The sequence below is a fragment of the Methylicorpusculum sp. genome (assembly GCF_030651835.1).
Taxonomy (GTDB): domain Bacteria; phylum Pseudomonadota; class Gammaproteobacteria; order Methylococcales; family Methylomonadaceae; genus Methylicorpusculum.
Window position 1 is genome coordinate 26234 of the sequence record NZ_JAUSBX010000156.1, and the last position, 18323, is coordinate 44556.

An 18323-nucleotide genomic window follows, 5' to 3' on the forward strand; every position below is an offset into this window, starting at 1 on the left:
TTCAGATTGTTAAATTAAAAATTCTAGAGCTGCAATACAACCTGTTTTTAATAAAAGAACGCCAGATAAACTGGACCTTTGTTCAACAGGATTATATTTGGTAATTGAAAAATGAACTGATATCCGCTTATTAAAATTTGTAGGCCCTGCTCTACTCAGAGCCCTATTATTTAATTTGGATTATGCTTTTTCAAGTAGATATTTTTCAACACCGGTTAAATTTAGTTTTTTAGTATTTGCAATTTGCTGTTCCAAATATCTTTCGACACCTGTTAATTTCAAATGCACGACTTCTTTCAAATCAGGAACTTGCTTATCAAGGTATTTTGATACACCCGTTCTTTGATGAACGGTACTTTCCGGCTCAGCAACAGCGGTTGCGACGGATTCTTCATCGACAACTTCCGATGCTGGGATAAATTCCCCTTCAAGACAACGCTCAGCAAGGTGTTCTAATGCAATTTTTGCATTTTTTGCCTGTTGTTCCAGATACTTTTCTACACCCGTTATGGTTTCTGTAATTGTTTCTTTTGCATTGGCTAACCGTTGTTCCAAATATTTTTCGACACCGGTTTTTTCACTCGCAATTGTAATCAGTTCGGCTTTTTTTATTTTTTTACCCAAATCAGGGTTCTGCCTTTCTAATTGAGCTTGATTGCTTAGATATTTTGTAACACCACTGACTGGCGGCTTATCTTTTGTCAAAATAGCCTGTTGAGCCAAATATTTTGACACGCCGGTCGTTTCTTTTTTCACTTCGGAAAAATCGGCTTTTGATTGCAAATACTTTTCTACTGTAGATAATCTTATTTCTGGTTTAACAACTACTTTTTGTTTTGCCAAATATTTGGATACACTAGATAGCGAGGGTTTTTGACGCTCACGAATGATCTGGCCAGCAATGTATTTTGCAACGCCTGATGCGGCAGGCTTACTTTTTTTTAACTGCAGGTATCGACCCACACCGGTAGCCGCTGATGGCTCTTCAATCGCTTGCTCGACCAACTCTTGTTCGCCTATCAATGCTTTTAGTTCCGCAGCTTGGGCTGCGTCTCTTGCAACCTTGGCTTCTTTTTCCTTATACATATCAATCAGAATCTGTGCAGCATTTTTCTTTTCCAGCTTTTCTTTTTCAAGCTCATATTTTGCTACACCTGTCAGTTGCTCCGACGCTTTCAATTGCCGCTCTTGTATAAGCAGGTATTTTTGAACTCCACTTAAAGTGACTTTTTGTGTCAGTGCCTGTTTTGCAAGATACTTCGATACGCTGCTGGAGGGTGCATTTGTTTTTTCTTTTTTTTCAACGTATTTAGATACACCACTCACTAAGGGTTTATCTTTATCAGAGATTGCTTTCTTGACAAGATATTTGTTGACACCCGTTGCTGGTAACCGATCATTATGTTTAAGGTATTTCTCTACCCCTGTCGGTTCCGGAAACTGTTGTAAATATTTTGTTACGCCAGTTACCTTCGGCATTGCACTCAAGTATCTGGATACGCCGGTCATTCCTGTCGATATCGAGGAATGAACCGGACGCTCAATATGAATGTCCTGAACCTTAGACCGTTTGCCGAATGGAAATATTTCAGCGAAGAAATCGATCAAGTAATTCTGGTCCATTCATCACCCCCGGTCACGCAAGTACTTTTCAACTCCAGTTGCCTTAGAGACTGGCTCTGACTTATCGGCGACTACTTTTTTTGCGAGGTATTTATCAACACTTGATTTTGGAGTGCTTTCCAGTTTTTCAATATACTTGGCTACACTTGATGATCTTGGATTCTTTTTATCAAGATATCGTGCAACACCGGTTAAACCGCTTGGATCTCTTGTATAAACTTTTGTTTCAACTGAACCAGTTGAAGCTGTTCCACGGCTTTTAAAGAACAAAAAACCGCCTACAGCTAATGCGACCAAAGCAATTAAAGGCGTAGAAGAACTTTCTTTTTTTGCTTGAGATGATTCTTTAGCAATTTCTTTTATTTCTTCTTTCCAAACTTCAGTTGTGCCGGCATTATTTTTTGATACAGGCGCTTCTACAATTTTAGAGGGCTTGTAATTTTCGTCTTTATAAAGGACTTCCGGCTTGAAGTTAGCGGCAGGAAACTTTGAATCATCCTCTGATTCTGCAGCTGCTGCGCTTGACTTAGACTCGGACTTTACTTCCTCAACTGCGGCTGATTTATATTCGCTGTCTTGGTATAAAACTTTTGGCTTGAAATCTGCGGCAGGGTAGTCTGATTCAGCATTAACCAACGGCGATGCGATTAAGATTCCTATAAAAACACTTTGCGTCAAATTATTTATTTTCACGTTTTTCACCTATGAGTCTTAACAAGCTTAAGGAGCCTTTCAAAAACGATTTATTTTCGTCCCTGAAAGCGCTCCTTTTCGCATTTTGAAAACAATATGTAAAGCTGTTAAATCTTCTTTGAAAATTAAAGAACAGCTTCTACGTTCTTAACTACATTTTCAACGGTGAACCCAAACTCTTTGAAAAGTTGGCCTGCTGGAGCCGATTCGCCGAAACGGTTAAGTCCTACAACCCTTCCGTTACTTCCAACATATTTCCACCATCCATCGGTAACGCCAGCTTCTACTGCAACACGCTTAGTTACGCTGGAAGGCAGAACCGATTCTCTATAGGCTTCGTCTTGTGCATCAAAAACATTCGTTGAAGGCATTGAAACAACTCTGACTTTTTTTCCTTTTGCAGTTAACTCTTCGCACGCTTTAACAGCTAACTCAACTTCTGAGCCCGTTGCAATGAGAATAACTTCCGGCTGACCTTCGCTATCCTTTAGCACATAGCCACCTTTTTCAATTGCACTGATTTGTGCAGATGAACGCGGCATGTGAGCCAAGTTTTGACGGGAGAAAATCAACACAGATGGGCCATTATTTCTTTCTATGGCGGCTTTCCAGCAAACTGCGGTTTCAACTGCATCACAAGGACGCCAAACCTGCATGTTGGGAATTAGACGCAACGTCGCTATTTGTTCTACCGGTTGATGGGTAGGACCATCTTCACCCAAGCCAATTGAATCGTGCGTATAGACAAATAATGTTCTGATTTGCATCAGAGCAGACATTCTTAATGCATTTCTTGCATACTCTGAGAACATCAGAAAGGTCGCACCAAATGGAATCAACCCGCCGTGAAGCGCTACACCATTCATGATCGCTGACATACCGAATTCGCGAACACCGTAATTGATGTAATTCGCATCAGGCTTGTCGGCGCGCATGGGCTTGTAAGTTGACCATTCAGTCATGTTTGAACAGCCTAAATCCGCTGATCCACCAAAGATCTCAGGCAACAATTTTGCATAGCCTTCAATAGCGGCTAGTGAAGAATGTCTTGTAGCTGTAGTTTTAGCTTGTTCATTGACTGAATCTACAAACTTTTGAGCATCTGCCGCCCAATTTGCCGGCAACTCGCCTGACATTCTTCTTTCAAATTCTGCAGCCAGTTCAGGATGAGCCGCTTTGTAAGCTGCAAATTTCGCATCCCATTCCGCTTCCAGTCGAGCGCCTTTTGATTTTGCATCCCAACCGGCATAAACGTTATCAGGTATTTCAAAAGGACCATGATCCCAGCCTAAAGCCGCTTTGGTCAGATTAACCTCTGCGTCCCCAAGTGCAGCACCATGACACTCATGAGTTCCCGCTTTATTAGGAGAACCAAAACCAATCGTTGTTTTGCAGCAAATCAAGGTTGGCTTATCAGTCATTGCTTTAGCCATTTCTATGGCTTTTGCAATCGCATTTGCATCGTGACCGTCTACATCGGCAATGACATGCCAACCGTAGGCTTCGAATCGCATCGGCGTGTTATCTGTGAACCAGCCTTCAACATGGCCGTCAATTGAAATTCCATTATCGTCCCAGAAAGCAACCAGATTGCCTAACCCCAGAGTTCCTGCTAAAGAACAGGCTTCATGAGAAATGCCTTCCATCAAACAACCGTCGCCCATGAACACATAAGTCATGTGGTCGACAATTTTGTGGCCATCTTTGTTAAACTGGGCCGCTAAGGCTTTTTCAGCTATTGCCATACCAACAGCATTGGTGATGCCCTGACCTAAAGGTCCGGTTGTTGTTTCTACACCAGGTGCATAACCGTATTCCGGATGCCCAGGTGTTTTAGAATGCAGCTGTCGAAAATTCTTCAACTCTTCTATAGGTAACGCGTAACCCGTCAAATGCAACAGGGAATAGATCAGCATTGAACCGTGACCATTTGACAATACAAAGCGATCGCGATTTGACCATTTCGGGTTGTTCGGGTTGTGCCGCATGAAGTCATTCCATAATACTTCAGCAATATCAGCCATACCCATAGGGGCGCCTGGATGACCAGAGTTTGCTTTCTGTACGGCATCCATGCTTAAAGCGCGTATGGCGTTCGCTAGTTCTCGACGCGAAGTCATATTCTTCTCCTTCGTTTCTAAATTATTATATTGTTAAGTTTAACGGCTTGATCAAGTGCTAATTATTGCCATTCGTTAGTTGAAACATTCGACAAAGCACGAACGAGTGGATTAACCACTCGTCCTCTTGTTTTACTCAAGGTTCGCGTGTCTTTCTCTCATGATTTCTTCTGGAATACCTTTCTCATGGATGAGATGAGAAATCGTCGACTCAAGAAAGAGCAAGGTTGACAACTCAAATACGGTACCCATAGGCATTCCGACAACTTTTCCGTAAAGCTCAGGAGTACCTATCTGGAATACGCCATCTGCCAAATCGCCAATTGTCGAACTGCTTTTTGCAGATATCAGCATTATGTCAGAGCCAATTTCTTTGGCTTTTTTTGTAAACGCTATGAGCTGTTCAGTTTCCCCGGAACCAGAGATGATGATCAACAGGTCACCCTTTTTTATACTGGGAGTGACTATTTCACCAACAACACTGACATCATAACCACTGTGAACCAGCCTCATGGCAAAAAACTTACCAATCAAACCTGACCGGCCTGCGCCAGCGATAAAGATTCGCTTTGCCTGGTCAAGCATTTTCGTTAATTTTTCATCGTAGGAATCGTCAGTAGCCTCAAGGATACCGGTCACTTTGTCTAGAATTAGCTGCTGATGCATGGTTTTACCTTAAACAGCGTCAACAAGTTCGCGAATTTCACGCGCTGCTTCTGCAGGAGATGGCGCACCGTAAATAGCTGCACCTACAACAATAATGTTTGCACCGGCGCGAACTACGTCTTGAACGGTTGTTTGCTTGATACCGCCAGCAACAGAAATTCTGATGTTCAAACCTAAACCAGCGATGTCGCTTAAGTCACCGAAAGGAGTGTGGCCCGCTGCTTGTGCGTCCAGACCTGTATGAACACCCATGATGTGAGCGCCTGCTTCTGCTGTAGCGCGAGCAACAGCAATTTTGTCGTCTACGTTGATCAAGTCGATTTGAGCTTCTGCACCGTGTGCATTAGCTGCTTTGATAACACCTACGCAAGTAGCAAGACCGGAAACACCCAGTACTGTACAAATGTCAGCGCCTGCAGCATAAAATGGAGTGGCTTCGTATTCGCCGGCATCCATAGTTTTTAAATCAACTAAAATTAATTTATCTGGGAATCTTGCTCTTAAGTCCTTTACCAAATTAACGCCATTGTGCTTAATGCAAGGTGTTCCGATTTCAAAAATATCGATATGTGGCGCAACTGTTTCTGCCAGAGCGATAGTTTGGTTGTAATCTAATGAATCTAACGCCATTTGAATTAATGGTTTTGCCATGATATGTGCTCCGAATTGGTTATTTTAATTGTTGGTTACATACTCGTTTTTGCGAACGATACTGTAAATTAGAACGGGCTCCTGTGTCAATGCCAATTACGGTGCAAAACCTATAGCGTTCGCGTTTGTTATAACCACTTTTTATGAGTTTCGTTACTTTTTACAAGTACGCAATGACGAATCTCTCTTATTACCTATTCCATTGCCAAAAATCCGAAAAATCACTGCATGTCTGACTGCTTGCCCCCTCTCTCATGCATGCATTACTGTTGAACAGTCTTCGCTATAAAATTCGTTTCTTCAATGTATAATTTCCGCTAACGCTGGAACCTCGAACGACTTGAAAAGATGATTTTCTATAAGCATTGGATCAGCTTGATCAACCCGGCACATCAGCTCCACTCTCATCCATACATAACAAAATTAACCTAAATGACTTACGCACCCGCCGACTTTTCTAAAATCCGCTCACTTATCATCGATATGGATGGTGTTTTATGGCAAGGTGACGCTCCATTTCCAGGTCTCATCGACTTTTTCAGCACACTGCGTAACAAAGGTATTTCTTTCGTTCTAGCCACAAATAATGCCAGCCATACGCCTGAACAATACGTTATTAAACTTGAGCGCATGGGTGTGAAAGTGACAATCAATGAAATTTTAACTTCAGCCATGGCCACTGCTTCTTATTTGGCCGAGCGGTACACACCTACCGAAACGCGTGTTTTTGTCATTGGTGAGGACGGCGCTGTAAAGTCCCTGGCTGATCAAGGCTTTATTTTGACTGACGTTTGTCAATTTACCGATACAGAAGAGGCTAAATCTCAACTCAACGTGGACATTGTGGTCAGCGGCAAAGACCGATCACTTACCTGGGACAAACTGGCTACAGCCACGATCAATATCCGCGCAGGAGCAGCGTTTTACGGAACCAATGGTGACACCACCTTACCCACCGAATTTGGTTTAATTCATGGTAACGGCGCCATTCTTGCGGCTCTTGAAACGGCAACCGGAAAGGCACCTATCATCATCGGCAAACCGGAACCAACCATTTACCAGCAAGCCATGGCTATTTTAGGAGCCCTCCCCGGCGAAACCATTGCCATAGGCGATAGACTTGAAACTGATATTCTTGGAGCTGTTCGAACCGGAATACAGAGCATAATGGTTTTAAGCGGCGTCTCGACACTGGAAGACCTTAAAAGCAGCGACTATCAACCGTCCTGGGTAATGAATGATATCCGGGCTATTACTGATGCATTGAATGCAAGCTTATAACTGAACCACCTGCATACCAACATTTACCCCCTTTTTTGCTGCCATATTGCAAACACAAACAGGAGCAGTTCACATGAAAAAATTTATCGATACCGCAGACAGTCTTCTCGATCAAAGCCTGAGCGGTTTTGCCAAAGCCCATGCCGACATAGTTCAGCTCTCATCCCAACCCCGTTATATAAAGCGATTGACGCCTGCTTTCCCTGGCAAAGTCGCTCTCATTTCAGGCGGGGGATCTGGACATGAGCCGTTGCACAGCGGATTTGTCGGCAAAGGTATGCTGGATGCGGCTTGCCCAGGTCAGATTTTCACTTCCCCCACACCGGACCAGATGATGGCAGCCGCTGAAGCTGTCGAAAGTGGTGGCGGCGTATTATTTATTGTTAAAAATTATGCCGGTGATGTCATGAATTTTGAAATCGCATCAGAAATGGTCACGTGTGAAAACGAGACCGTTCTTGTCAGTGATGATGTTTCATTGCCTAAATCACACAGTACAGGACGAAGAGGCGTCGCGGGCACATTGATTGTTGAAAAAATGCTGGGGGCTGCTGCAGAGCAAGGCGCCGATCTTGCTGCATGCAAAATCCTGGGTGACCGTATCTGTCAAAATACGGCTTCGATAGGCGTCGCATTAACCTGTTGTACCACGCCTGCTCTAGGCAAACCTACTTTCGAATTAGGTGAAAACGAAATGGAAATGGGTGTAGGCATCCACGGTGAACGGGGTCATGACACTCAACCATTAGCCAGCGCAGGGGAAATAGTCGAGCAGCTCGCAGACGCCATTAATAAAGAACTCAATCCCAAACCAGGACAAAAAGCCTTGCTGCATGTCAACGGCTTCGGCGCCACACCCTTGATCGAATTGCATCTGATTTATGATTTGGCTGCCTGCTATTGGGAACAACGAGGCATAGAAATAACCCGTTCATTAGTTGGCAACTACACCACTTCGCTGGATATGGCCGGTTGCTCTTTAACGCTGACTCTGCTCGACGATGAACTGACCGGGCTTTGGGATGCACCAGTCCATACAGCCGCGTTACGCTGGGGATGTTAGCGATTGCTTAGCTGCCGAATTTACGACCAAAATCACGCCACCTTCAACAATTGATCAATCACTGCGCTGATCATCAATTGACTGGTTTTCGCACCGGCATCGATATGACCTCGACTGCGTTCTTCCAAAAACGAAGCGCGGCCTTTGGTTGCAATCATATCGCGCGTTGATTCGACCCCCGTTTCGGCGGCTTCCACCAATTTTTTAAGCACTTCGCTCAAATCGGTCACTGCTGATGCCGCAGTCAATGCCTCAGCGACAGGCACTAACACATCAAGCATGGTTTTTTCGCCCGCCTCGGCGCGCCCTCTTTTTTTAACGGCATTAACCGCCTCATTAACTATTTCAGCAAAACCCTGCCTATCCAAAGCATGCTGATGACTGGCTTTACTCATTGCGATAAACAATGTTCCAAACAAGGAACCCGACGCACCGCCCATAGTCGACATCAGCGTCATGCCAATTTTCTGCCAGGCTCCCGGCCAATCCAGCAAAGATAATTCCTCGGCCTGACTCAACAAAGCAGTGATGCCCCGCTGCAAATTGATAACATGATCGCCGTCACCGATAGCTTGATCCAATGCTGTCACTTCATCAGCATTGGCTTCGATGGTATCGGCGACGGCTTTGATTAAATCAGGTAAAAGCGATGCACTGTAGGTCATGCAATTGTCTCCTTATCGAAGCAGCAATTCTCAGTTTGATCTTTTCGGCGTCATTTTTGGCTGGAAAAAGCCTTTTGAGGAACGCCGTAAACCCTTCCATGGGGGCTTGGCAGCAGCATCCCTGCTGCCGACATCCTCAAAAAGCTTCCCCCAGCCCTTTTTTCACTTCAAATTGAGAATTGCTGTTATCGAAGAATAAATAGTGGTGATCTATAATAGACGTTCACGCTACCGGCCATCCATAAATTAATCGAATCATCTTCCTGCCTCAATCATCATTATGAAAGCGCATTATTTTAAAAAGAGTGCGCTTGCTCGTCAGGCTGAAAGTTTGATCCAAAAACAATCTTACTATGTTTAAAACTGCGATAGAAATTGATGTTCTTTGCGTCGGACATGCCTGTTACGATCTGGTTTTTTCCGTTCCCCACCATCCCAAGGCGGATGAAAAACTGGTTGCGGACAGCTTGATCAGTTGCGGAGGAGGCCCCGCTGCCAATGCGGCAATTACCGTTTCATTACTCGGCTTAAAAGCCGGATTTGCCGGCTATTTGGGTCATGATATTTACGGCGAAAAGCATGTGCAGGAATTGATAGAGAATCACGTCAATACCGACCTCATCGTCAGAGGCAGCGATCCCACGCCCTTATCGACAGTCATCGTAAAACCGGACGGTGCAAGAGCATTGATCAACTACAAAGGCGATACGCAGGCACTCAAAGCCGGAAGTATTGATTTTTCAACGATCCGTCCGCGCGTCATTCTTTTTGATGGCCACGAACCTCACGTGTCCATGCCCCTGGCCCATCAAGCGCGTAAAGCCGGCATAGCCACTGTTTTGGATGCCGGCTCCATTCACGAAGGAACCTTAGGCTTGATGCCGTTAGTCGATCATTTGGTCTGTTCCGAAAAATTCGCACGACAATATGCCGGCGACACCGCCCTGGCCTTAAATCGCCTGGCCGAATTCGCCCCCTCTGTTGTGATTACCCTGGGAGAACAAGGCCTGATCTGGAGACAGGGGCAGCAACAAGGAAGCTTACCGGCATTTCAAGTCGAGGCTATCGATACGACCGGTGCCGGAGATGCTTTCCATGGCGCATTTGCCGCAGGCTTATGCCAACCCATGCCCTGGCATGAACTGTTGCATTATGCCAGTGCGACTGGCGCCTTGTGCACAACAAAAACCGGAGCCAGAACAGGCTTGCCTGATCAAAAGGCCGTATCGGCCTTGCTTGCCATCACTGGATAAGCGGCCATCAAGCCTCTTTCCATTTTATATTGCACCCGATACTGGGCAACTGATTGGCATCTACCGGCTTTCCGGCCAATAAATTATCCAGTGCATGACGCAGATCTTCGCCGGTAAGCGGCACGTCGTTTTTAGGTGTTGCACCGTCCAAACGCCCCCGATACACACACGCCAAATCCGCATCGAACAAATAAATATCGGGCGTACAAGCGGCTTGATAGGCTTTGGCAATCGACTGGCTTTCATCATAAAGATAGGCAGCGAAAGGATTGCCCCATTCCGCCATCAGTGCGTGCATTTTATCCGGCGCATCGTCCGGATAATTTTGAATGTCGTTAGAGCTAATCGCTATCGTAGCGATGCCGTTTGACGCATACGATTGAGCAATAGCGATTAATTGAGGCTTGATGTGCAATACATAAGGGCAATGGTTGCACATAAACACAACCAGTGTCCCGATGGCTCCTTTCAGATCGCCAAGCGACTTGATTTCGCCGCTTATCGTGTCCAGCAGCTTAAAATCCGGGGCTCTTGTTCCTAAAGGCATCATATTCGAGGGTGTTGCGGCCATGGTTATCTCCTGTAGATTATTAAATTTTAGGTACTTGTTTGATCAAAATCCGAAGATTCAAATTCAATCAGCTACGCGGCTTTTCCAGCCAAAAAATAAAATTATGACTTTACATAGCCATCCCAAAGCCGGTCAAGCAATGAAAAATTGATATGTGTTGCCAATGTATCGGTTATCATTTCAATCCCCTGTTCGCGGCGCTGACCCTGATCAATTGAACGCGACTTCTGCTCATTTAAACCGGCCCACACCAGCAGCGCATCACAAGCGGCGGTCTGATCGAACAAACCATGCAAATAGGTTCCGGTAATTTGATCATCAACGGAACAGGCACCATCAACGCCTTGATCGCTGATAACCAAAGGCCTTGTTAGCGCCGGACCTTGGGTTAGGCCGGCATGGATCTCATAGCCTTGCACGGGAACGTTACCCAGACTTAACACACCGACCACCTGGCAAAGCCGCTTGTCCTTGTTTAAGGTCGTTTCCATATCAAAATACCCCAAGCCGTTGCTGGATCCCGGCATTCCCTCAAGTCCCAAAGGATCATGGATCTGTTGGCCCAGCATCTGAAAGCCGCCGCAGATTCCTATCAGCTTGCCCCCATATCGCAGATGCCGCTCAATGGCCTTATCCCAATTCTGCAGCCTCATCCACGCCAAATCGTCTCTTACCGATTTACTGCCCGGCACAATAAGCAAATCGGCACCTTTCATTTGCCGGGGATCATGCAAAAACTCCAGGGTTACGCCGGGATGGTGTAACAGCGGATCAAAATCGGTATGGTTGCTGATTCTGGGCAAACACGGCACGACGATCCTGAAATCAGCATTGCGATTCGCCGGATTGGCCGATATGGCATCCTCGGCATCCAGATAAAGCGAGGTTAGATAAGGCAAAACGCCCAAGACCGGTTTGCCGGTTTCTTGTTCCAGCCAAGTCAATCCCGGGGTTAACAAATTAATGTCGCCCCGGAAACGATTGATCACAAAGCCCAGAATACGACGGCGCTCACTCTCGGACAGGCAAGCCAGGGTTCCGATGATATGAGCAAACACGCCGCCCCTATCAATGTCGGCGATCAATAAGACGGGGCAGTCGACCTGCTCGGCAAAGCCCATATTGGCGATATCGCCTTGACGCAGATTTATTTCTGCAGGACTGCCCGCGCCTTCAACAATCATCATCCGATACTGATTCGAAAGCCGTCCGTATGAATCAAGCACAGCGTTTAAAGCGGTCGCTTTATAATCATGATAGGTTTTGGCGTCCTGATTTTCCAATGCCTTGCCGTGAATGATGACCTGTGCCGTCCGGTCGGTCGTAGGTTTCAATAAAACGGGATTCATGTCGCTATGCGAAGCAAGGCCGCATGCTGCCGCCTGAACCGCTTGAGCCCTGCCAATTTCTCCGCCATCGATCGTTACCGCACTGTTCAGCGCCATATTCTGCGGTTTGAATGGCACCACGCTCATGCCTTTGCGATAATAGTAACGGCATAAGCCGGTCACCAGCGTGCTTTTACCGGCATCCGAGGTGGTGCCTTGAATCATAAGGGTTTTGAATGTCATCAGGCATCATTGGGTTGAATACTTTCATTACTCCCTTTTGACCGAAAAAACGTCTAGGAATGGGAAGGTGTGGGGTATGCCTAGCGAGGATGTCGGCAGCAGGGAGCTGCCGCAAGCCCCCATGGACGGGTTCACGGCGTTCCTCGATAGGCATACTCCACACCAAACATACTTGAACGATTATTGAGTAAGAAGAGAGTATTAAAACATGCCGATCGCAATACGATACATAAAAACAGATTTTCTTAAATGAGTTTAACGCTCTATATCCTGTCGGCAGTTCTTATCGACCGGTGTTTGGGGGAGCCAAAACGCTTCCACCCTCTTGTTGGCTTCGGCACTTGGGCGAACTTTCTCGAACAACGTTTATGGCACGCAAATACGAGCCGGTTTGAGGGTTTGATCGCCTTAATATTAGCCGTCTTCCCTATCACACTGCTTGTTTACGGACTGGATCGCATCATTCATGCTGACGCCCTGATTCACCCGGTCATATTGTACTTTTGCATAGGAGCAAAAAGCCTCAAGCAACATTCGGAGCGTGTTTTTGCCGCGCTTGACAGATACGACATAGTTCAGGCTAGGCAGCAGGTTGCCATGATCGTCAGTCGCGAAACTGTTAACATGGGCGCTTTGGCGGTTCGTAGGGCAGCAATAGAATCAGTTCTTGAAAACGGTGCGGATGCCATTTTTGCCCCGTTGTTCTGGTTTATTGTTGCAGGCCCTGCCGGTGCTGTTTTTTACCGGCTAGTGAATACGCTGGACGCAGTATGGGGCTATAAAAATGAACGCTACAACCGCTTTGGCTGGGCCGCTGCAAGACTGGATGACGGCTTGAATTACTTACCGGCCCGATTGACCGCCTGCAGTTATGCTTTACTGGGCCAAACCCGAAAAGCGTTGCGCAGTTGGCACAGATACTCAGCTTTACTGGAAAGTCCTAACGCAGGACCGGTAATGAGCTCCGGCGCCGGAACGCTCAATATCAAATTAGGCGGCCCTGCCATCTACCATGGCCAGCTCAAAAACAAGCCGTATTTCGGCGGAACCAACGAACCCGCCGATCAGGACATCATCAAAGCAAACCGGCTGATTGATAAAACCCTGTGGTTATGGATCGTGTTAATTACATCAGGAGAAGCACTTGCTGGAACATGGGGGTAAACTGCGCAATGCCGCAACGCGTTATCAGATTCCGCTGGATCAATGGATAGATTTGTCGACCGGCATCAATCCCAATGGCTGGCCGATTCCAGCTATACCGGGCGAATGCTGGGTAAGACTGCCCGAAGCAGACGATGGTCTTGTTGAGGCTGCCAGACGCTATTATCAATCGCCTCATATTTTACCGGTAGCCGGCTCCCAGGCAGCCATTCAGGCCTTGCCATTATTACGGCCTGCGTCTGTCGCCGGCATGTTGAGCCCCGCCTATGCAGAACACGCCGCCAACTGGCAAAAAGCAGGCCATACCCTGATAAATTTGAATCCGGATACCCTAGACGAAACTATCGGCACGCTGGATGTATTAGTATTGATTAATCCGAATAACCCCACCGGCAGGCGCTTCAGTCAAGCACAGCTGCTCGCCTGGCACGAAAACTTGCAGGCACGCGGCGGTTGGCTGATTGTCGATGAAGCGTTTATCGATACGACCCCGGAATGCAGCCTCGGATCCTATTTACCCAGACCCGGCCTGATTATTTTGCGCTCACTGGGAAAGTTTTTTGGCTTGGCAGGGGCCCGATGCGGATTTGTTCTGGCGGATGAGGTTTTACTCAATCAGTTGAATGAACAATTAGGCCCGTGGACACTCAGCCATCCCTGCCGTTATGTGGCCACGCAAGCCCTATGTGACGGGGCTTGGCAAGAACGCACCAGTCTGACACTAAAACAGCAATCACAACGATTGCAGCACTTGCTGGAATCGCACGGACTGATTCCGGACGGTCATACAGACTTGTTCGTCTGGAGCAAAATCCCGCAGGCGCCGGCACTGCATGAACTTCTTGCCCGTCAGGGTATTCTGACCCGGTTATTCGATACCCCTGCCAGCTTGCGCTTCGGTCTTCCCAAAGATGAGACGCAATGGGGGCGGTTAGACATTGCTTTAAAAACCATCCCGCCAGCAGTTTTCGGAGACAAAATCGGCTAAGGGCCTGGCTTTGGCCCAGGCTTCCAATTCCAGCATGGGTTTTTCGTAAAAGGCCTCGACATGCCCAAGACACAAGACCGCAATGGGGCGCCCTCCTTTAGGAATTGCGAGAAGTTCTGCCAGAGCCATGGGATCGAACAAAGAAACCCAGCCAAGCCCCAATCCCTCAGCTCTTGCGGCCAGCCACAAATTTTGTATGGCACAGGCGGCCGAAGCCAAATCCATTTCCGGCAAGGTGCGCCTGCCGAAGATATGTTTTTCGCGTTGATCCGGTAAGGCCACGACCAGCAATTCCCCGCATTCCAGAATGCCTTCGACTTTGAGCTTCATGAACTCGTCATTGCGCTCACCCAATGCCAACGCTGTCTGCAACCGTTCCTGCTCAACCAGTGCATGAATTTTCCGGCGCAATGCAACATCGGTAATCCTGATAAATCGCCACGGCTGCATCAAGCCGACGCTCCCAGCTTGATGAGCCGCCTGCAACAGTTTTGTCAGTAGCGCTTCATCAACCGGCCCCGGCAAAAAATGGCGCATGTCGCGCCGCGCTGAAATCGTCCGGTATACCGCTGCTATTTCAGCGTCACTGAAACGGTGCTCAGACATGCAATGCCACCGAAGCCAAAACAGCCGCCTCCGTCAATTCGACAGCAGCCCCATAAACATCGCCGGTTACGCCACCTAAACGACGAAGCGCGATATAGCGTATTGCCAACCCAACCAATATGGCTACCAGCACCGGCATCCAGCCTATAAACCATAATGTACAGATCAGCCAGGCGGCAAGACTTAATCGAGCGGGGATGAGGGGTAAATTGACGATCATTTTTTCACCCAACCCGCCCGGACGGACATAGGGCGTAGTCAACATCATCGCCATGATAGCCAACCGGCCCAGCATCGGCACAATCAATAATACTGCAGTGTCAGATTGTTTGACTATTTCGACCAAGGCCGCCCATTTCAGCATCAACACCAGAATGAGCCAAATCACAGCGATTGGGCCTGCTGCCGGGTCTTTCATAATCGCCAGACTGCGTTCACGGCTGCCCATCCCGCCTGCCCAGGCATCGGCGCAATCGGCGAGTCCATCCAGATGGAGTCCGCCGCTAATCCCGACCCACAGGATCAAAAGCATGGCCGCTTTAAGTTCCGGCTGACCTGTTCCTAATAAAACCAGTACAAAAACCAGCATCAAACCGATCAATAAACCAACCAAAGGATAAAACAACACCGATTGCCCCCATTGGCGCTCGCTGGATTCAAAACGGACAGGCAGAGGAATTCGCGTTAAAAATTGTAGGGCTAATATCAATGAGTGCATGGCATATTAAATAAAAAAGGCGATTCAGTGATCGCCTTTATGATTTGTTATCGAGATTGATCTGCGTTTATTCGCGTCTTTCCCGCAAGACATCGTTTTTACGTATCGGCTCACCCCTGCCATTTTATTAGATGTAGGTGATTGATTGAAATCAAGTACCTACACCCTCAATTGACAGCGAGTGATTAGTTACGTTTTTACTTCAACGGTCGTCCTTTAGCATCCTTATCCATGTGCTTGCTGAGCAGCAGCGCAAACTCGAGAAACCCCCACAATACGCCATACCCGCCGGTCAAAAAAGTCACCACAATCTGACATAGACCGATCAGGTAAAAACCTAAATAAAACCGGTGAGCCCCAAATAATCCCAAAAAGAACGCGAGCAAAACCGCAATCATACGGGATTTTACCGCTTTATTTTCCAGATAAACGCCTACCAGCCCAATCGTGGTAACTGTTCCATCTTTTTGCTCAAACATCACGTCGTCACCGGTTTCCGGCTCACCCGGTGAAGTCCACTGATCCAGATGAAATTCGTAAAATGAATCACCGCTTTTGATAACGCCTGTTTGCCTGCCTAAATCAAAACTTTCTATGTGTCCAATCATGGTTCGTCTTACCTTCTTTTTATAATTATTAACGTTATCTATAAATACTCTGCTTCAGTATCCGCGCAGAAGTCGGTTTAAGCTGCACTGATACCTGCCTGCTCAAAAGTCGCCATTTCATTATGCAGCTTGCAAGCCATTTGTAAAACAGGCACCGCAACCAAAGCGCCGCTGCCCTCGCCCAAACGCATATCCAAATTCAGCAAAGGTCGTGCCTTCAAAAAGGCCAATACCCATTGATGGCCGCGCTCCTGCGAAACATGTCCGTAAAAAAACCATTCTGCACAATCCGGCGCCATTTCAACGGCGATCAAAGCGGCTACGGTACTGATAAACCCATCAACTAACACAGGCATGCGCTGTTGAGCTGCGCTTATGTAGGCACCGGTCAATGCAGCAATCTCAAAACCACCCAGACATTTCAGCATATCGATAGGAGAATTCAACGCCGGTAGATGCAGTGCCAATGCTGCTTCTATCAGCGCTGCTTTTCGCTGGATACCCGCAGCATCCAGACCGGTTCCCGCCCCGGTCAATTCATGCGGACTGATCTTTAACACCGCTGCAGCCAGGGCGCTGGCGCTAGTGGTGTTACCTATGCCCATTTCGCCACCTATGAACAAATGCACTTGCCGGAGAACCGCTCTGTCCACAGCACTTTTTCCGGCGTTTAATGCCACTTCCAACTGCGCCTGCGTCATAGCCGGTTGCACCGCAAAATTTGCCGTTCCCGGACCCGCTCTGTCCACGATTAATCCGGTCAGTTCAAGTGGCGAGCGCAGCCCTGTATCGACAACTTCAAAACAAGCCCCCAAATGACGCGCCAAAACGTTGGCTGTAGCGCCGCCGTTCACAAAATTGGTCACCATTTGCCCGGTCACTTCCTGGGGAAACGCCGACACACCGGCTTCAGCAATGCCATGATCGGCCGCAAAAACCGTGACCTGAACCGATTCGATCGTAGGCTGTCCGGTTTGCTGTAATGAGGCCAGACGAACAGCTATGTCTTCCAAAAAACCTAAAGAACCCGGAGGTTTGGTTAATGTTGCCTGTCTGACTCTGGCTTGCTCGGCAAATGCTTCGCCTGCAGGCTGAATGGAGGCCTTTATCCAGTCCATTTTAATACCTGCGGCAAACCCGCCGTAACCAGGACAACCTTATCGCAAACTTGCGCGAGTTGCTGGTGCAGACGCCCTGCTTCATCGACAAACCGGCGCGTGCCTTCCCCGAGAGGAATAATGCCCGACCCGACCTCGTTACTGACCAGAATCAAATCACCCGGCAGCTTATCAACACACTCGATCAAAGCACTGACTTGCTGTTCAAAAAAGGGCAACTGCACAGTGCCTTGATCATCGAACAAAATATTGCTTAACCATAAAGTCAGACAATCGACCAAAATACAATGTTCGCCAGCTGACTGCTCTTTTAATACATCGGCCAATCTGATCGGCTCTTCAACCGTTTTCCAGTGTTGCGGGCGATCAGCACGATGCCTTGCAATTCGCGCCTGCATTTCATGATCACCTGCCGTAGCCGTCGCACAATAAACAACCTGCTTACCTGAATCCCCGGCACATTGCTCGGCATAGCGGCTTTTACCGGACCGCGCGCCCCCTAAAATAAGAGTCAACACGGTTAATCGTCTTTAAGCCGGACAGCCAGCACATCGCATTTTGCGTAATGCAGCACACCGTTGGCTGTAGAGCCCAGCAGCAAAGCCAGGCCATGCCGTCCGTGCGAACCCACCACGATCAAGTCCACCTCATTTTCTTCAGCCACACGCACTATTTCGAGTTTCGGACTGCCAAATTCCAGCCATTGACTGGAAGCAGGCACGCCCAGCTGACCAGCCAATTTTGTCAACCTGATTTTGGCCGATTTCATTAATTCTTCCGTCAAATCGATATCAAACGGAATATCCGGTCCATAGGCGGTATCCATTATCGGCAGATTATCTACAACATGCAGCAGACTCAGTTTGGCTTTAAAACTGTCGGCCAGCGCTTTCGCTCTATCGGCAATCAACGTGCTGTTGTCCGAAAAATCAGTGGCTAACATTATATGAGCGTAGTTTTGCAT

At 47.5% G+C, this 18323-nt stretch carries 19 protein-coding genes; 5 read left to right on the top strand and 14 right to left on the bottom strand.

The genetic code is table 11. From position 1 onward, the window contains the following. Positions 1 to 180: 180 nt before the first annotated feature. The 5 genes from Q7V32_RS20140 to hxlA form a co-directional block, all read right to left on the bottom strand. Positions 181 to 1623, bottom strand: coding sequence for a hypothetical protein (locus tag Q7V32_RS20140; RefSeq protein ID WP_304898754.1), 1443 nt, complete (start codon positions 1621 to 1623; stop codon positions 181 to 183). A 3-nt stretch (positions 1624 to 1626) separates the two neighbouring features. Next, positions 1627 to 2316: a hypothetical protein gene (locus Q7V32_RS20145; RefSeq protein ID WP_304898755.1), complete on the bottom strand. Its 690-nt coding sequence runs from the start codon at positions 2314 to 2316 to the stop codon at positions 1627 to 1629. Between the two features lie 125 nt (positions 2317 to 2441). Then, positions 2442 to 4436 carry a transketolase gene (tkt, locus tag Q7V32_RS20150; protein ID WP_304898756.1) on the bottom strand — a complete coding sequence of 665 codons (1995 nt, stop codon included), beginning with the start codon at positions 4434 to 4436 and terminating at the stop codon, positions 2442 to 2444. A 132-nt stretch (positions 4437 to 4568) separates the two neighbouring features. Next, positions 4569 to 5102 (bottom strand): 6-phospho-3-hexuloisomerase, encoded by a 534-nt coding sequence (gene hxlB, locus Q7V32_RS20155; RefSeq protein WP_159652868.1) that lies wholly within the window; start codon positions 5100 to 5102, stop codon positions 4569 to 4571. 9 nt (positions 5103 to 5111) lie between these two features. Beyond that, complete coding sequence (gene hxlA, locus Q7V32_RS20160) at positions 5112 to 5753, bottom strand: 3-hexulose-6-phosphate synthase (protein WP_159652866.1); 642 nt, start codon at positions 5751 to 5753, stop codon at positions 5112 to 5114. Positions 5754 to 6185: 432 nt separating this feature from the next. On the opposite strand from hxlA, the gene Q7V32_RS20165 reads away from it, so the two are divergent. Both Q7V32_RS20165 and dhaK read left to right on the top strand, forming a co-directional pair. Beyond that, entirely contained in the window at positions 6186 to 7034 is an 849-nt protein-coding gene (locus Q7V32_RS20165) for an HAD-IIA family hydrolase (protein WP_304898757.1), read from the top strand. 73 nt (positions 7035 to 7107) lie between these two features. After that, positions 7108 to 8097 carry a dihydroxyacetone kinase subunit DhaK gene (gene dhaK / locus Q7V32_RS20170; RefSeq protein WP_304898758.1) on the top strand — a complete coding sequence of 330 codons (990 nt, stop codon included), beginning with the start codon at positions 7108 to 7110 and terminating at the stop codon, positions 8095 to 8097. A 32-nt stretch (positions 8098 to 8129) separates the two neighbouring features. Here dhaK and dhaL read toward each other — a convergent pair whose 3' ends face one another. Beyond that, positions 8130 to 8762 (bottom strand): dihydroxyacetone kinase subunit DhaL, encoded by a 633-nt coding sequence (gene dhaL, locus Q7V32_RS20175; RefSeq protein WP_304898759.1) that lies wholly within the window; start codon positions 8760 to 8762, stop codon positions 8130 to 8132. 353 nt (positions 8763 to 9115) lie between these two features. Between dhaL and Q7V32_RS20180 the strand changes: the two genes are divergently transcribed. Further along, positions 9116 to 10015: a carbohydrate kinase family protein gene (locus tag Q7V32_RS20180; RefSeq protein ID WP_304898760.1), complete on the top strand. Its 900-nt coding sequence runs from the start codon at positions 9116 to 9118 to the stop codon at positions 10013 to 10015. A 7-nt stretch (positions 10016 to 10022) separates the two neighbouring features. Here the strand turns inward: Q7V32_RS20180 and Q7V32_RS20185 are convergent, their stop codons facing one another. Then, positions 10023 to 10586: a thioredoxin family protein gene (locus Q7V32_RS20185; RefSeq protein ID WP_304898761.1), complete on the bottom strand. Its 564-nt coding sequence runs from the start codon at positions 10584 to 10586 to the stop codon at positions 10023 to 10025. 101 nt (positions 10587 to 10687) lie between these two features. Further along, positions 10688 to 12157 (bottom strand): cobyric acid synthase, encoded by a 1470-nt coding sequence (locus Q7V32_RS20190; RefSeq protein ID WP_304898762.1) that lies wholly within the window; start codon positions 12155 to 12157, stop codon positions 10688 to 10690. 249 nt (positions 12158 to 12406) lie between these two features. On the opposite strand from Q7V32_RS20190, the gene cbiB reads away from it, so the two are divergent. Continuing rightward, a complete protein-coding gene (gene cbiB / locus Q7V32_RS20195) occupies positions 12407 to 13321 on the top strand; it encodes an adenosylcobinamide-phosphate synthase CbiB (protein WP_304898763.1) in 915 nt (304 codons plus the stop codon). After that, positions 13302 to 14309 (top strand): threonine-phosphate decarboxylase CobD, encoded by a 1008-nt coding sequence (gene cobD, locus Q7V32_RS20200; protein WP_304898764.1) that lies wholly within the window; start codon positions 13302 to 13304, stop codon positions 14307 to 14309. Before cbiB ends, cobD begins: the two co-directional genes overlap by 20 nt. Here cobD and bluB read toward each other — a convergent pair. From bluB to Q7V32_RS20230, 6 genes are all read right to left on the bottom strand, one after another. Beyond that, complete coding sequence (bluB, locus tag Q7V32_RS20205; RefSeq protein ID WP_304898765.1) at positions 14265 to 14915, bottom strand: 5,6-dimethylbenzimidazole synthase; 651 nt, start codon at positions 14913 to 14915, stop codon at positions 14265 to 14267. The two genes, cobD and bluB, sit on opposite strands and share 45 nt — an antisense overlap. Next, positions 14908 to 15633 carry an adenosylcobinamide-GDP ribazoletransferase gene (locus Q7V32_RS20210; RefSeq protein WP_304898766.1) on the bottom strand — a complete coding sequence of 242 codons (726 nt, stop codon included), beginning with the start codon at positions 15631 to 15633 and terminating at the stop codon, positions 14908 to 14910. The genes bluB and Q7V32_RS20210 overlap by 8 nt, the downstream gene beginning before the upstream one ends. 197 nt (positions 15634 to 15830) lie before the next feature. Next, positions 15831 to 16241 carry a TM2 domain-containing protein gene (locus Q7V32_RS20215; RefSeq protein WP_304898767.1) on the bottom strand — a complete coding sequence of 137 codons (411 nt, stop codon included), beginning with the start codon at positions 16239 to 16241 and terminating at the stop codon, positions 15831 to 15833. 77 nt (positions 16242 to 16318) lie between these two features. Then, a complete protein-coding gene (gene cobT, locus Q7V32_RS20220) occupies positions 16319 to 17359 on the bottom strand; it encodes a nicotinate-nucleotide--dimethylbenzimidazole phosphoribosyltransferase (RefSeq protein WP_304898768.1) in 1041 nt (346 codons plus the stop codon). Beyond that, positions 17347 to 17877: a bifunctional adenosylcobinamide kinase/adenosylcobinamide-phosphate guanylyltransferase gene (gene cobU / locus Q7V32_RS20225; RefSeq protein ID WP_304898769.1), complete on the bottom strand. Its 531-nt coding sequence runs from the start codon at positions 17875 to 17877 to the stop codon at positions 17347 to 17349. The genes cobT and cobU overlap by 13 nt, the downstream gene beginning before the upstream one ends. 2 nt (positions 17878 to 17879) lie before the next feature. Continuing rightward, complete coding sequence (locus Q7V32_RS20230; protein WP_304898770.1) at positions 17880 to 18323, bottom strand: universal stress protein; 444 nt, start codon at positions 18321 to 18323, stop codon at positions 17880 to 17882.